The 13,770-nt window shown below is 71.6% G+C and carries 12 protein-coding genes; 7 read left to right on the forward strand and 5 right to left on the reverse strand.

The genetic code is table 11. The features are described from left to right. Positions 1 to 57: 57 nt before the first annotated feature. Positions 58 to 1,047 (reverse strand): VOC family protein, encoded by a 990-nt coding sequence (locus WMF44_RS08320; RefSeq protein ID WP_437298593.1) that lies wholly within the window; start codon positions 1,045 to 1,047, stop codon positions 58 to 60. A gap of 415 nt (positions 1,048 to 1,462) precedes the next feature. On the opposite strand from WMF44_RS08320, the gene WMF44_RS08325 reads away from it, so the two are divergent. Together WMF44_RS08325 and WMF44_RS08330 are read left to right on the forward strand one after the other, a co-directional pair. Continuing rightward, the gene (locus WMF44_RS08325) at positions 1,463 to 1,909 is read left to right on the forward strand and encodes a YciI family protein (protein ID WP_437298594.1); all 447 of its coding nucleotides are present in this window, start codon (positions 1,463 to 1,465) and stop codon (positions 1,907 to 1,909) included. 246 nt (positions 1,910 to 2,155) lie between these two features. Beyond that, complete coding sequence (locus WMF44_RS08330) at positions 2,156 to 2,599, forward strand: hypothetical protein (protein ID WP_157906528.1); 444 nt, start codon at positions 2,156 to 2,158, stop codon at positions 2,597 to 2,599. Between the two features lie 59 nt (positions 2,600 to 2,658). Here WMF44_RS08330 and WMF44_RS08335 read toward each other — a convergent pair whose 3' ends face one another. Continuing rightward, positions 2,659 to 4,080, reverse strand: a complete 1,422-nt coding sequence (locus tag WMF44_RS08335; RefSeq protein ID WP_437298595.1) for an AAA family ATPase — start codon at positions 4,078 to 4,080, stop codon at positions 2,659 to 2,661. A gap of 256 nt (positions 4,081 to 4,336) precedes the next feature. Here WMF44_RS08335 and WMF44_RS08340 point away from each other — a divergent pair, with 256 nt between their 5' ends. From WMF44_RS08340 to WMF44_RS08355, 4 genes are all read left to right on the forward strand, one after another. Continuing rightward, positions 4,337 to 4,873, forward strand: coding sequence for a hypothetical protein (locus WMF44_RS08340; RefSeq protein ID WP_437298596.1), 537 nt, complete (start codon positions 4,337 to 4,339; stop codon positions 4,871 to 4,873). A 531-nt stretch (positions 4,874 to 5,404) separates the two neighbouring features. Next, the gene (locus tag WMF44_RS08345) at positions 5,405 to 6,292 is read left to right on the forward strand and encodes a Kazal-type serine protease inhibitor family protein (protein WP_437298597.1); all 888 of its coding nucleotides are present in this window, start codon (positions 5,405 to 5,407) and stop codon (positions 6,290 to 6,292) included. 370 nt (positions 6,293 to 6,662) lie between these two features. Next, entirely contained in the window at positions 6,663 to 7,391 is a 729-nt protein-coding gene (locus tag WMF44_RS08350) for a 2OG-Fe dioxygenase family protein (protein ID WP_012234178.1), read from the forward strand. 2 nt (positions 7,392 to 7,393) lie between these two features. Then, positions 7,394 to 8,896, forward strand: a complete 1,503-nt coding sequence (locus WMF44_RS08355; RefSeq protein WP_437298598.1) for a hypothetical protein — start codon at positions 7,394 to 7,396, stop codon at positions 8,894 to 8,896. 44 nt (positions 8,897 to 8,940) lie between these two features. Here WMF44_RS08355 and WMF44_RS08360 read toward each other — a convergent pair whose 3' ends face one another. From WMF44_RS08360 to WMF44_RS08370, 3 genes are all read right to left on the reverse strand, one after another. Continuing rightward, entirely contained in the window at positions 8,941 to 9,888 is a 948-nt protein-coding gene (locus WMF44_RS08360; RefSeq protein WP_437298599.1) for an SDR family NAD(P)-dependent oxidoreductase, read from the reverse strand. A gap of 123 nt (positions 9,889 to 10,011) precedes the next feature. Continuing rightward, on the reverse strand, positions 10,012 to 10,398 hold the full coding sequence (locus WMF44_RS08365; protein WP_437298600.1) for a hypothetical protein: 387 nt from the start codon (positions 10,396 to 10,398) through the stop codon (positions 10,012 to 10,014). A 171-nt stretch (positions 10,399 to 10,569) separates the two neighbouring features. Then, positions 10,570 to 12,198 (reverse strand): N-acyl-D-amino-acid deacylase family protein, encoded by a 1,629-nt coding sequence (locus WMF44_RS08370; RefSeq protein ID WP_437298601.1) that lies wholly within the window; start codon positions 12,196 to 12,198, stop codon positions 10,570 to 10,572. Positions 12,199 to 12,602: 404 nt separating this feature from the next. Between WMF44_RS08370 and WMF44_RS08375 the strand changes: the two genes are divergently transcribed. Then, positions 12,603 to 13,679, forward strand: a complete 1,077-nt coding sequence (locus WMF44_RS08375; protein ID WP_437298602.1) for a glycosyltransferase family 2 protein — start codon at positions 12,603 to 12,605, stop codon at positions 13,677 to 13,679. Positions 13,680 to 13,770: the final 91 nt, after the last annotated feature.

Below are 13,770 nucleotides of genomic sequence, written 5' to 3' on the forward strand. Positions count from 1 at the left end.
CGCCGAGGGGGCGATCTGTGCGATCGCGGACGGGCAACCTTCGCTCGCCGGGCGTGCTCAGCCCGCGCTCCGGAAGATGACGGCGGTCCCGAGCGCCGCGCTGGCTGGAACGAAGATGTCCCCGGAGGCCGACTCCCTCAGCGGGAAGCCGTTCTCCTCCAGCAGCTTCCGCGCGGCGCCGACGTCCCGCACCGCGACCGCGTAGGCCACGAAGGCCGGGAGCGCGGGGGCGCGCTCGCCCGGCAAGATCGCCTCCAGATCGGAGTCGGCGACGAGGGTGATCCGGGAGCCTTCGAGATCGAAGACGCGCGTCGGTCCGTCGGCGCGGGCGCTGCGGCCAGTGTACTTCTCGTAGCGGCGCTCGACCTCGGGCAGATCAGCTTCGGCCACGCAGAGCACGGAGTCGACGAGGTCCACCGCGCCGTTCGGATGATCCATGCGCAGCTGCGTCTGCAGCAGCTCCGCCTGCAGGTCCTCCGCCATCGCGATCCTCCCCTCGGGGACGCGGCCTGACCCGGCCTCCTCCAGATCGCCGCTGTCGAGCTCGAGCAGGCGGACCGGCGCCATCCGGAGCCCCTCCGCGGTCTCCACCGGCCGCTGCACGGTGTTGACGCCCCCGTGACGGACGCCCTCCGCGCTGAGGCGGCCGGCGAGGGCGGCGGCGTCGGGCGCGCCGAGCACGAGGATGTGCAGGCCCTGGAAGCGCGCGAGGCACGCGGCGATCCTGGCGACCGTCGCGCGGATGGCCTGCATGATCCGCGGCAGGTGCTCGGGGGGAGCCTGGAGGGGGATGATCTTCGCGCCGGCGGGGATCCGGGCGGAGCCGTCGTCCCTGACGCAGGTCATCAGCTCGACAAAGCTGCGCGGGAAGTCGGCGTGGGTGTTCGCCGCGCCGAACGGCCGGGGAGGCTCGCCCTCCGCGGGCGACAGCGCGGGGTAGGCGGGCGGCGACAGATGAAAGCCGAGGCGCCGGTAGAGCTCGAGCCCCTCCTCCATATCGCTCACCACATGGCCTACGTGGTGCAGGTGATTGATGTCACGACTCATTCCAGATCACCTCCCGTTCAGATCGCCGTGGAAGACGTAGCCGGTGTGCAATGGTTCCATGAACATCTGCGATACATGCTGCCACGAGCCCCCGCCGCGCCGTCGCTGCTTCGTTGTTCCGGGATCTCTCGGCCACGCTGCCCCTCCTCGATCCCACGCCGGCGGAGGGAGACCGCCGGGAGCCCCTGTCGATGTCTGAACCGGAGCATCGACCAGTACACCGTTCCCGGAGGACGGACCAGGTGCTTCCGCCCGTCAGAAAAAACCTCGTGATCACGAAGTGTTAGGTGGTTTTCAAAAAAAGATCGCCCCGCGTGTCGATCGCGTGGTCGCCCGTTCGTCGTGACGGTGGAGGCGGGGCCGGGCGGTCGACGCCGCCGGGGCGCTCCTCTTCGAACCGGAAGGAAACTCGACGATGCGATTCATGATCACCGCGGCACGGTCGACCGACGACGCGAAGCACGACGCACAGGCAGCGGAGGATGCGCCCCCGGACGAGGCGCTGTTCGCCGCGTACATGAAATACAACGAAGACATGCAGAAGGCCGGCGTGCTGATCGCGTCCGAGGGCCTCAATCCCGCCGGGGCGCGCGCGCGCGTCGGGATTTCGGGGGGGAAGCGCGTCCTGCTCGACGGGCCCTTCGCCGAGTCGAAGGAGCTCGTCGGCGGCTTCTACCTGATCGAGGTGGGCTCGAAGGAAGAGGCGATCGCCTGGGCGCTGCGCTGCCCCGTCGGGCTCGGGAGCGCCGAGGTGCTCACGATCCACCAGATGACGGAGCTCTCGGACATCCCGCCGCGGTTCAGGGAGATCCTTGCCGAGGTGGCGCCGACGTGGAGCGTGTCCTTCTCGAGGGCGCAGTAGGCCGGGCGGCGGTCTGGGCCGATGGGCGTTCGATTTTTCTCCCCCGCGTTTTTTTCAGCGATGAGTTTCCTCGGGCAGCGGGGTCTATGGGGTACAGCCGGTCGGGATCATGACGCCGGCTGTCGCCGGGGACGGCGGCGGCGCTCGGGGCATGCGGCCTTCGTCGCCGCCGCGACCGGGAAGAGCGGTTCGAGCCGCCGGATGAGACGCCGCGCGAGCTGTCACGAAGGGAGAAGGAATATGGTCATGAAGCGCGTCTTGATCGCGATGTGCCTGTTCGTCGCTGCATGTGGGGGTGAGGAGGACGACGCGCCCGTCGCGTGGGAGGACATGAGCTTCGATCAGCGCTTCGCGTTCATGGAGGATGTCGTCCTGCCGGAGATGAAGGAGACCTTCGTCGCGTTCGACGCGAAGTTCGAGGGAATGACGTGCGTGACCTGTCACGGCAGCGGCGCGGCCGACGGGACCTTCGCGATGCCGAGCCCCGACCTCCCCCCGCTCCCCGCCACCGAGGAGGCGTTCGCCGAGTACGTGAAGGATCCGGAGATCGAGCGGTGGGGCACATGGATGTTCGAGACGGTCATGCCTCGGATGGCCGATGTGCTGCAGATCGCCGCGTACGACCCGATGACCAACACCGGCGACTTCTCGTGCAATGGCTGCCACACGCTCGAGGGCGTCGAGCAGTGAAACCGCCCGGCACGCCGCCGGCGGAGATGCAAACGTAGCGGATGGGTGGGTCTCGGTGATCACGTGGGGCGGTGAGCGTGAGCGCCGAGGAGGCTCCGGGTGAGCGGCCCCCCGTCGACGAGCAGCTCGTGCAGCGCCTCCTTGAGGTGCTCCTCGTCGACCGCCGTGCCGCGCCCCGCGTCGGCCGCGAACAGCGCCGCCCGCCTCAGGAGCTCGCGGATGAACGCCGCGCTCACCCCCTCGGTCCGCGCGATGAGCGGCGCGAGGTCGTCGCCCTCGAGCGAGAGGCCGCGCCCGTAGAGCGCGAGCAGCTGCCGCCGGCAGTCGGCGTCCGGCAGCGGGATCTCCACGGCGAGATCGATCCGCCCTGGCCGCGCCGCCAGCGCCGGCTCCAGCGCCTGCGGGCGGTTGGTGGTCAAGACGAAGATCACGTCGGTGTCCTCCGCGAGGCCGTCCATCTGGTTCAGGAGATCGAAGAGCAGCGGTGAGCGGCAGCTCGTGTCCGCGCTCTCGCGGTCTTGAGCGATGATATCGACGTCCTCGAGCACCACGAGCGAGGGCTGGAGCGAGCGCGCCATCGCGCAGGCCTCCTTGAGGAGCTTCACCCCGAGCCCGGTGACGAGCAGGGTGGTGCGCTCCCGCATCTGGCCCGCCAGGTACATCGCGGTCAGGGTCTTGCCGGTGCCCGGGGGCCCGTAGAGGAGCAGCCCGCGCTTCAGGTGTCGCCCCGAGCTGAGCAGGATCTCTCTGTGCCGGGAGAAGCCGATGGTCGACCGCTCGAGCCGGGCGAGCAGCGCCGCGGGCAGGATGAGCGCGTCGCGCTCGATCCGCGGGAGGCTCTGGAGCTCGATCTTGGTCGCGGCCGAGAAGCCGTCCGTTGTCTCGCTCAGGGTGACGACGCGGCTGCGGTAGACGTTGAGCCGGCGCATCAGGACGCGGAGCTCGGCGAGGAGGCGCTGGGCGCGCTCGTTGTCCCCCGCCATCAGCTCGACGGCGAGCTGGCTGCGCCGGAACCCGGCGTCGCTGGGGCCGCGCACCAGGAGCGCGAAGCGGTCGCCCCCGCGGGCGAAGAGATAGAGGCCGCCGACGACGCAGGCGATGAGGCGCTCCGCGTCGAGGTGGACGTTGCGGTACTGCACGGGCCCCTGCGAGGGCGGCGGTCCGCCGATCCCGGGCATCGCCGGGGGCGGCGAGAGGAGATCGGGAAGGCTCACCCCCCGGAACATGTCGCCGCCGGAGACGCCGAGCAGCTCGGAGGTGAACCCGCCGTCGCGGAGGTGGGTATCGATCGCGAGCTGGAAGTTCGGGTGGTCCGAGGCCGGGAACTCCTCGGCGACAACGGGGAGGGTGCGGGGGTCGGCGCCGAAGTGCCCGCGGAGGCGGCCGAGGAAGAACGGCTCCTGCGCGGCCTGGGCCGCCGCCATCGCGCCCATCAGATCGGTGAGGGAAGGCGTGGGGGTCTGGGGCTTTTCGTTATCCATGGTCTTGTCACCAGCGTGGGGTGGACGATCTCACACGAAGGAGTGAGCTCGATGTTCCGTTCCTCGAACGCCGCCGTTTCAGAACGCCCCTGGCACCGTTCCGGCCATCTTCGCATACTCCGGACGTAATCCTCGGCGTCGCGGCGTCGCGGCGACGGGGCGGCGTCCCTCCTTATGGCGACGCGCGCGCCGCCCACCGCCTTGGCGCCCCGCAGAGTTGCTCTCTCGCACGCTCGATCTCCTGTACCCTGCGGGCATGCGACCTTGGGTCCAGGGGCTCGCCTCCGCCCTCGCGCTCTCCTGTTCCAGCGGCACCTCGACCGAACACGCTGCTCCACCTCCCACCGCCGCTTCCGCCCCTGGCACCAGCCCGACCATGACATCGAGCACATCTACCTTCGTCGATCTCGTTCTGACCCTTCCCACCGGGCTCACCCTCCAGGCGGATACCCGCGAGGAGGTCTCCTCCCTCATCCCGGGGAGCCCCGCCGTGGAGCACTTCCGGAGCTACCAGGACGCCTCCGGACAGGGCCTCTATTTCTTTGCCTGGGAAGGTGCACCCACGCGCGACCGAGGCCCCATGAAAGCCGTGGAGACCTGGAAGGTCCAGGTGGGCTCCGCCGATGCCACCGTCAGCCGCACCAGCCACTTCTTCGGCCATGAAAGGGAGGTCCTCGTCGCCCACGTCGAGGGGCCTCCTCCCGCGCGCCGCAGGTACATGATCTACACCACCCGCCTCGACCGCGCAGTGTTCGATGCCCTGCTCGCGGCCATCCGTTTCTCCCCCAGGTGATCGGCGATGCCGCTCCCGGCCCGCGGCGCGGCGCCGGCCAGGGCGCCGCGGTAGCCGGCGCGCCGGCGAGCGAGCGCCCGCGCGGCCATGGTGTCGTCAGGCGGCGTCGGGCGTGGCGCTGCAACTGCTGAGGAGCGCGGTGAGGGCGGCGGGGCGAAGGCGGCGGTGCATCCGCGCTCCCTACCAAGAACCGCGGGCCGGAGTCCCCTGCGGGGCGCTGTCGCGCAAGTTGCGCAAGCTCTACCCCATTTGAGCAAGCCCCTGCCCGATCCGGACCGCCCGGGGACCGCGGAAAGGCGTGAACCCCGCAAAAGCCGCGTGGCCCGACTCCTGCCAAGGGAACCACGCCTCCGCAACACGGCGACCGACCCCCGATGGCGCGTCGCCGAGGCGTCCTCGACACGGCGATCGCCGCGTCGAGCAACGCGTCGATCCTTCGCTTCGACGCTGCGGATGTCGCCGCCGCGGAGGGAGATGCTCGTGCATTGCAACCGCCTCGCCGGGAACGGCGCGGCCCCATGGAGAGACATCATGAACGTTCAGCGTCGTATCAACACTCATCGATTCGCCTCCGCGCTCTGGCTCGCGCTCTCGATGGCGCCGTTCGCCGCGGGCTGTCAGGTGGAGGTGGCCGACGAGGCCGTCGAGCCGATCGCCTCCGAGGCGCAGGAGGCGAGGGCAGGCGGCACCATCTCGGTGGCCCTCTGCGGCGGCCTGCTCGGCCTCACCTGCAAGCCCGGCTTCTTCTGTGATTACGAGATCGATGCCATGTGTGGCGCGGGCGATCAGTGGGGCGCCTGCACGCCCATCCCGAAGATGTGCACGAAGGAGTACGACCCTGTCTGCGGCTGCGACGGCAAGACGTACGGCAACGAGTGCGCGGCGAACGCGGCGGGCGTGTCGGTGGCGTCGCTCGGCGCGTGCGGGGCTCCCGAGGAGCAGGCGTGCGGCGGCATCGCCGGCCTCGCGTGCGAGCGCGGGTTCTTCTGCGACTACGGCCCGGAGGCCCAGTGCGGCGCGGGCGATCAGACGGGCACCTGCGAGCGCATCCCGGAGGCGTGCCTGGACGTGTACGACCCGGTCTGCGGCTGCGACGGGAAGACGTATGGCAACGCCTGTTACGCGAACGCGGCGGGCGTGTCGGTTGCGTCGTCCGGCGAGTGCGGGGATGTCGGGGAGCAGGCGTGCGGCGGTATCGCCGGCCTCGCGTGCGAGCGCGGGTTCTTCTGCGACTACAGCCCGGAGGCCCAGTGCGGCGCGGGCGATCAGATGGGCACGTGCGAGCCCACCCCGCAGGCCTGCCTCCATGTGTACAACCCGGTCTGCGGCTGCGACGGGCGGACGTACAGCAACGCCTGCACCGCGAACGCGGCGGGGGTGTCGGTGGCGTCGCGCGGCGCCTGCGACGCGCGCCTGTGAAGCGCGGCGCCTGCGACGCGCGCCTGTGAAGCGCGGCGCCTGCGACGCGCGCCTGTGAAGCGCGGCGCCTGCGACGCGCGCCTGTGAAGCGCGGCGCCTGCGACGCGCGCCTGTGAAGCGCGGCGCCTGCGACGCGCGCCTGTGAAGCGCGGCGCCTGCGACGCGCGCCTGTGAAGCGCGGCGCCTGCGACGCGCGCCTGTGAAGCGCGGCGCCTGCGACGCGCGGCTCTGGATCGTCACTCCGCGCTCGGCTGCCCGCGTGGCTGAAGGAGGGTGGCGGGTCCATCAGCGGCCCGCGCGACCGCCGAAGCCCGCGCTGCTCAGGTGCAGCGCGGGCAGCGCGGCCGGTTGCCTGGTAAACTCGCAGGCGATGGAGCTCACGCCCGCCTTCACCTATCCCGCGCAGGTGCCCGTGCTGCTGCGCCAGCAGGGCTATGCGGTGCTCAGCCCGCAGGGCGTCGCCGAGCTCACGGGCTGCGACCTGGGCGAGCTGCATGCGCTGCGGCCCTCCTGGGACGACCTGCCGCCGGACCGCTACCTCAAGGACGGCGGGCGCTACCGCAGCCGGCGGCACTCGTGCTTCGTGGTCGAAGGCGGCGCGGTGCGCCAGGCGCCGCGTCGCGCGCACTGGCAGCCCGTCGAATACAACGCGCTGCACGGCGGCATGCAGCGGTGGTTCGAGCCGATGCAGCCGCAGGTGGTGGATCCGCCCGCCTGGGCGCGCCTGCTGCGTGCGCTCGGGCAGGTCGCTTCCGGCCGCAAGGGCGAGCAGCCCTGGTTCGTCGAGGCGCACCAGTTCCGCATCGATACGCAAGGGGGGATCGGCCGCCCCACGCCGGAAGGCGCGCACCGCGACGGCGTGGATCTCGTGGCGGTGTTCCTCGTCGGGCGTGAGGGCATCAAGGGCGGCGAGACGCGTGTCTTCCAGGCGGACGGGCCCGCAGGCCAGCGATTCACGCTCACCGAGCCGTGGAGCCTGCTGTTGCTGGACGATGAGCGCGTGATCCACGAGACGACGCCCATCCAGCCCGCCGGCGAGCTCGGCCATCGCGACACGCTGGTGCTGACGTACCGCGCGGGCGGCTTCCAGGGCGCCTGATCATGCCCTCCCGACGCACCTGCGCTGCCGTCCTCGCCTCGCTCGCCGCGGCCCGCTGCGTCCCCGCCCCGACGCTCGCCCCGGCTCCGGCTCCGGCGGCCGCGAGCGAACCTCCTCCCGCCGCCCCTCGCCGCCCTCCGCCCGAGGCGACCACCGCCAACGCCGGCGCGGCGCGCTGCCAGCTCCGCGGCCCCTCCGATCTTGGCGCCCTGGCCGCCGGAGGCGCCTTCGCCCTGGGCTTCGGCGACCGCGGGGGGCTCGCGGTGTGGGCCGGCCCTGGAGGCGCACGCGCGAGGCCGCTCACGGCATTCGCGGAGCCGGTGGGCGCCGAGGTCGCGCTCGCCTTGCCGAAGGACGCGGCGCCGCGGGAGGTGGTGCCCGTCGCCGGCGGCTTCGTCGTGCTCGCCCAGCGCCTCGGCGTGCGCCCGCGCGCCTGCGCGTCGCGCTGCGTCGACGCGACCTGCTCCTCGTGGCCGGCGGGCACGCCGCAACCGCACGTCTGTTCCCGGCCCTGCTGGCGCCCGTGCCCCGGGCTCGAGCCGGCTGGCCTCGTCGCCCAGCGCACCGACTCCGCAGGATGTGCTCTCGGCGCGTGGGTGCCTCTCCAGGGCGGCCCCTTCGACATCGAAGCCGTGATCCCCGGGACGGACCGCGCCTTCGCGCTCGTCACGGGCAAGGACTTCATCTCGATCCACGTGCCGGCCGCACGCGCGCCGGCCGTGCGCTCGTGCGCCGCACGCGCGCCGGCCAGCGACGCGCTCGAGGTGACAAGGAGCGAGCTGCCGGCCGCCGACTACGCGCTTCCCGTGCGAGGCTCCGGCCCGCCGACCCTCCTGCTCCTCGACGAGGGCGGCGCGCTGCGCGTCGTCGGCCCCGGCGGCGTGCGCTCGGTACAAGGCAACTTCACCGACGCGCTCTCCGGGCGGCTCCTCGACGCCCGCCTCCAGGCCCGCTGGGGGCCCGACGGCAGGATCCACGTCGCGCGGCAGGTCTGGCTGATCTCCATGGAGACCGTCCAGTACGCCGTCCTCGACGCCATCGACGCTCCCGGCGCGGCCAGCGCCGGCGGCGCCCTCGACCACCTCGCGCTGCGCCTCGACGGCGCCGCCGAGCGCGGCGCGCTCCGGACGCCCTTCGCCGAGTACGTCGAGCCCTACGGCGAGCGCGGGCGCTTCCGGCGGCGAACGTGGCTCCATCGCACCGTCGGCGAGGACATCGACCTGCGCGAGGCCGATCCGGACGCCAGCGACGCGCGCGCAGGTCGCCTGGTCCGGCGAGGCCTTTGCGATCACCTACGCCGTTCCGCGTGGAGGCGTCGCGGCGCTCCGGGCCGTTGCCGCCGACTGCTCCGGCGCCAGCGCAGGCGGCAATACCGCGGAGACGCAGGCTACGCAGGACTGACCAGGACCCGAATCGACGGCGCCCTCCGCCCGGGTCCGAAGTCCGGCGTGGGCTCGATCCGCCGGACGTGGACCGTCGCCTCGACGTGCGCGCCGAGATCGTAGGTGCCGGCAGCGCGCCTGGATCTTCCGAGGCGCGCTGCCCCGGGTCACACTGCGGTGTAGCCGCCGTCCACGGTCAGCTGCGTGCCGGTCATGTACGACGACCAGTCGGACAGCAGGAAGACCGCCGGTCGAGCGATCTCGTCTGCGTGCGCGTACCGCTTCATCAGCGTGGCCGCGCCGAAGGCGTCGAGCACCTGCTCGCCGCTTTGCATATGACCCCAGATCTCGGTCTCCACCGGGCCGGGCAGGATGGCGTTGACGCGAATCTTGTCCGCCGCGTAGTCGATGGCCGCAGACTTGGTGAGGCCGAGGATCGCGTGCTTGGTCGCGGCATAGACGCCGAACCCGGGCGCAGAGACCGTGGAGGCAATCGAGCCGCAGTTGACGATCGAGCCGCCGCCGCCCTTCTTCATGACGGGCACTTGATACCTCATGCACAGATAGATGCTGTGCAGGTTGACCTGCATGAGAGCGAGGTAATCGGCGACCGGCACGTCCGCGAGCGGCCCGAGCGCGGTGGCGATACCGGCGTTGTTGAAGACGCTGTCCAGCCGCCCATGGGCCTCCACGGTGCGCTCGATCAGAGCCTGGATGTCCGCCTCGACGGTGACGTCGGTGCGGACGAACAGCGCGCTTCCACCCTCCACCTTGATGCGGGCCACGAGCGCGTCGCCCATCTCCTGGCGTCGCGCGGCCAGCACCACCTTGGCGCCGGCCCGCGCCGCCGCGATCGCTGTCGCGGCCCCGATCCCCGATGTGGCCCCGGTGATCAAAACGACTTTATTTCTGAGCATGGTAATCTCAACTCCGTGTAATAAGGATTGTAATGGATCGAGAGACTGGCTGTCTTCAGCTGACGGGACGACGGCGGAGAGGAGCGGCCCGAGGGACCGCCGGTGCTCGTCGCGACGCCGCGGGCTCGCCTTGACGAGCTCGAGGCCGTCCAAGCGTTCGCGCTGGCGTGCCACCGAGGATAGCCCGCGCCAAGCCATTCCGGCCTGACAAGAATTTTTCGTTGACGACCGGCAGTTGGCATAGCGTACAAGAAGTACGATCGACTGATCCGCGTTTGAACGAAACCGCGCTTCGCGCGATAGCAGTCAAGCCGCGAGCTCTTACTTGAGCCCAGGTTGAGATTCGTGCAGCAGCGTTCCGAGCGCATCTTCTGGAACGATGAAGTCGCTGCCGGACTCTGACGGTTTCCACCCTCGCTGCAATGTATACTCGATGACCCGTCGTACGAGAGCCGATGAGACGACGGCTTCTTGATGAGGGGTGAGCAGGGAGACGACGCCGTTTCCGCAAGGAACGGTCACCTCAGCGTGGTGGATGGGCGTGCGATAGACCGGCACCCACGCGAGCAGCTTCTGACCACGACCGCCTTCATGCTGAACGACGAGGGTGAGCCTGCGGGCCCGGAGGACATCGTCCCATGCGGAGGCGTTCTCAATCCAACGCTCCGGCTCGGTAACGAGCCATCGGTAGCGCTCGTCGTCGATCACAATTGTCCGGGCTCGGCGAGGAAGACCCATGCCTGCGAAGTCTACTCGAACAGGCTGCGTCGCGCCCGAGGCTTGAAACAGCGGCGTCCTCCCTGGACGGTCGAGCCGCCAAACACAAACCGCGCGTCCGCTGGCGCGGACTGGATCTGACGAAGGGGTTGGCCGCCCCGCCTACCTGCGCAGGAGGCGCCCCTGCCGGGTCTTGCTCGTCAGCGCGCCGTCCTGCGCCACCACCTCGCCGGTGATCAGGACGGCGCGGATCCCCGACGGCGGCGCGTCGGCCCGCCGCGGCGTCGTGTTGTCCGCCACCGTGGCCGGATCGAAGACGACGAGATCCGCCCAGTGCCCGGGCAAGATGCGCCCCACGTCGCGGAGCCCGATCCGCTCGGCGGGCAGCGAGGTCATCCGGCGCACGGCCTCCTCGAGCCGGAACAGGCCGACGTCGCGGCTGTAGTGGCCGAGCACCCGCGGGAACGCGCCGAACGACGCCGGGTTGTGCTGGCCGCGCCGGGTGAGGATCGCGTCGGTCTCGAACGCGCAGAGCGGGTGCGAGAGCACGGCCCGGAGCGGCTCGTCGTGCGCGTCGACGCCCGAGTACGTGTTCAGGAGGACGCGCGCCTTGCCGTCGCTCACGCGGGCGACGTGCACGTAGGCGTCGAACCCGCTCCCGCCGAGGCGCCCCGCGATCGCCTCGAAATCGAGCCCCTCCAGCGCCGCGAGCTCCGGCGCTCCGCCCCAGAGCAGCCGGATGTCGGCGTACGAGAGCCCGAGGAGCCGCCGGAACATCGCGAACTCCCGCCGGAGCCGGCGGAGGACGGCCGGGTCGTCGATGCGGGCGCGGAAGTCGTCGAGCACCCAGGCGGGGAAGAGGGCGTTCACCGTGGTGTTGCCGACCGTGTAGGGGAACGCGTCGAAGGCGGCGTCGACCCCTCTGTCCACGGCCCGCTCGATCGCGCGGAGCACCCAGGGCACCGTGGGCCACGTCCGCCGGCCGATGAAGATCTGGTGCGAGAGCTGGATCTTCGCGCCGCTCTCCTCGGCCAGGCCGAGCAGCTCGCGGACGGAGCGGAGGTTGTGCGGCGGGCCGAGGAGCAGCGGCCTGTAGAACGGCGATATCCACGTGTAGGCCCGGCCGTGGACCGTGAACACGCCCCCTTCGTCCGCCACCGCCCGGAGCAGCGTCAGGAGCTCGCGCCTCCGCGCGAAGACCCCGGGCGTGTAGGCCAGCCCGGCGGAGAGCCCGAACGCGCCCTCGCGGAGCGACGCGCGCGCGAGCGCGCAGAGCGCGTCCAGCTGCTCCTGGCTCGGGGGAGCGGCGCTGTTGCCCATGACCGCCTGGCGGAGCGTGCCGTGGCCAACCAGGAGCGCCGCATTGACGAGCAGCCCGCCGGCCTCGAGCGCCGCCAGCAGCTCGCCCATCGAGCGCCACCGGTAGGCGAGCGCTCCGTCCTTCAGGATCTCCGCGGAGTGCTCCACCAGCGGAATCGACGCCTCGGTGACCGGGGCAGGCGAATGACCGCAATTGCCCGCGACAACGGTCGTGATGCCCTGGGCGACCATCGGCGCGAGGACGTCCTCGTGGTCGGGCAGCGCGAGCAGCCAGTCGACGTGCGAGTGGATATCGATGAAGCCGGGCGCGACGGCGAGCCCGCTGGCGTCGAGCGCTCGCCCTCCCGCGAGCGCGCCTGGCCCGGCGATCGCGGCGACCTTGCCCTTCCGGATCCCCAGGTCCGCCACGTAGCGAGGCTGACCGCTGCCATCGAGGATCGTTCCCCGCGAGATCACGAGATCGAAGTCCATCGGCACGCCTCCTCGAGGAGCTCGCTCGCCGGCCACGCGGGACCGTGGGAAGCCCACCGGACCGGGGCATGGCCGTGGAGCGGAGCATGAGCTCCGCGCGGGCCGCGCGCCCCCCGATCCGGGCTCCATGGCGCTCGCGCCCCGGCGGCCGCGCCCTTCGGGCCGCTGCCCTGCCAGCATGAGGTCGAGCGCTCGTACCTTCGCGCTCGCGCCGCGCGCCCCTCGCATGAGCCCGCCGGTGTGCAGCCCGAGCCCAGCGGCCTGCCCCGGCCGGGTCCAGGCCGCGTCGCGCAGTGCAGTTCGATCCGGGCGACCCCGCGAGATCGCCTGGCCCCGCGATTGTATCCGCGGCTGTCGCAGTCCTGCTGCGGGTCGACTCGACCCGCGAGAGACAGGGGGAGTCCATGGATCGAACAGCGAGCGCGCCTCGAGGCGGGCGTCTCTCTCTGCGCCCGCTCGCCGAGCGGCCGCGGTGCAGCATCGTCATTCCCTGTTACAACGAGGAGCGCTACATCGAGGACGTCCTCCGCTGCGCCCTCGAGCAGCGTTATCCTCCAGAGCTCCTCGAGATCTTCGTTGTCGACGGCGGCTCGACCGACGGCACACGGGAGCTCGTCGGCCGCGTCGCGGCGGAGGATCCACGGGTGACGCTCCTCCACAACCCCGACCGGATCCAGGCCGCCGCGATGAACATCGGCATTCGCCGGGCGCGAGGTGAGGTGATCGTCCGGATGGACGCCCACGCCGACTACGCCGGCGACTACGTGGCTGCGTCGGTCGCGGCGCTCCGGAGGACGGGCGCCCTCAACGCGGGCGGCGCGGCGCGGCCGCGCCACCGGAACGGCTTTCAGCGGGCGCTCTGCGCCGCGCTCTCGAGCCCCCTCGGCGTGGGCGGCTCGGCGTACAGGGACCCGTCGCGCGAGGGGTTCGTCGAGTCGGTGTTCAACGGGGCTTTCCGGCGCGAGGCGTTCGAGATCGCCGGCCTCTACGACCCGGCCGCCATCACCAACGAGGACGCCGAGCTGAACCAGCGCATCATCGAGGCCGGCGGCGCGGTCTACCTGTCCCGGGAGATCGTCGCCTATTACTACCCGCGGTCGTCGTTCGCCGCGCTCTTTCGGCAGTATTTCGCGTATGGCAAGGGGCGCGCGCGCACGCTGCTGTGCCGCCGCAGGTTCCTGTCGCTCCGGCCGGCGCTGCCGTTCTTCATGGTGACGGCCGGAGCGCTGCTCGCGCTCGCGTCGGCGCTCGCGCCGGCGGTCCGCCCGGCGCTGGCGCTCGCGTTGCTCGCCTATGCCGCGCTCGTGATCGCGGAGTCGCTCCGGCTCGCGCGGCGCGCCTCGCCGCGCGATTTCCCCCTGCTCTGCGCCATCTTCCCCGCGGTGCACGCCGCGCACGGGCTCGGGTTCTGGGCCGGCCTGCTCCGCGGCGCGCGGGACGGCGCTGGCCGGCGCGAGGCCGAGCGCCTTCCGGCGCCGTGAGCGCGAGCAGCGCGGGTGATCCCCGGGTTCAGCGGCCCGGACGCGGCTCGAGCGGCGGTGCGGCGCGTTGATCGCCCGCGTTCGCTTTGGT

This window comes from Sorangium sp. So ce426, assembly GCF_051475585.1.
Taxonomy (GTDB): Bacteria; Myxococcota_A; Polyangia; order Polyangiales; family Polyangiaceae; genus Sorangium; species Sorangium cellulosum_B.

Excerpts from the sequence above, each read along its gene's own strand:
- WMF44_RS08320 (WP_437298593.1), bottom strand. The coding sequence starts at position 1,047 with ATGAGTCGTGACATCAATCACCTGCACCACGTAGGCCATGTGGTGAGC.
- WMF44_RS08325 (WP_437298594.1), top strand. The coding sequence starts at position 1,463 with ATGCGATTCATGATCACCGCGGCACGGTCGACCGACGACGCGAAGCAC.
- WMF44_RS08330 (WP_157906528.1), top strand. The coding sequence starts at position 2,156 with ATGAAGCGCGTCTTGATCGCGATGTGCCTGTTCGTCGCTGCATGTGGG.
- WMF44_RS08335 (WP_437298595.1), bottom strand. The coding sequence starts at position 4,080 with ATGGATAACGAAAAGCCCCAGACCCCCACGCCTTCCCTCACCGATCTG.
- WMF44_RS08340 (WP_437298596.1), top strand. The coding sequence starts at position 4,337 with ATGCGACCTTGGGTCCAGGGGCTCGCCTCCGCCCTCGCGCTCTCCTGT.
- WMF44_RS08345 (WP_437298597.1), top strand. The coding sequence starts at position 5,405 with ATGAACGTTCAGCGTCGTATCAACACTCATCGATTCGCCTCCGCGCTC.
- WMF44_RS08350 (WP_012234178.1), top strand. The coding sequence starts at position 6,663 with ATGGAGCTCACGCCCGCCTTCACCTATCCCGCGCAGGTGCCCGTGCTG.
- WMF44_RS08355 (WP_437298598.1), top strand. The coding sequence starts at position 7,394 with ATGCCCTCCCGACGCACCTGCGCTGCCGTCCTCGCCTCGCTCGCCGCG.
- WMF44_RS08360 (WP_437298599.1), bottom strand. The coding sequence starts at position 9,888 with ATGGCTTGGCGCGGGCTATCCTCGGTGGCACGCCAGCGCGAACGCTTG.
- WMF44_RS08370 (WP_437298601.1), bottom strand. The coding sequence starts at position 12,198 with ATGGACTTCGATCTCGTGATCTCGCGGGGAACGATCCTCGATGGCAGC.
- WMF44_RS08375 (WP_437298602.1), top strand. The coding sequence starts at position 12,603 with ATGGATCGAACAGCGAGCGCGCCTCGAGGCGGGCGTCTCTCTCTGCGC.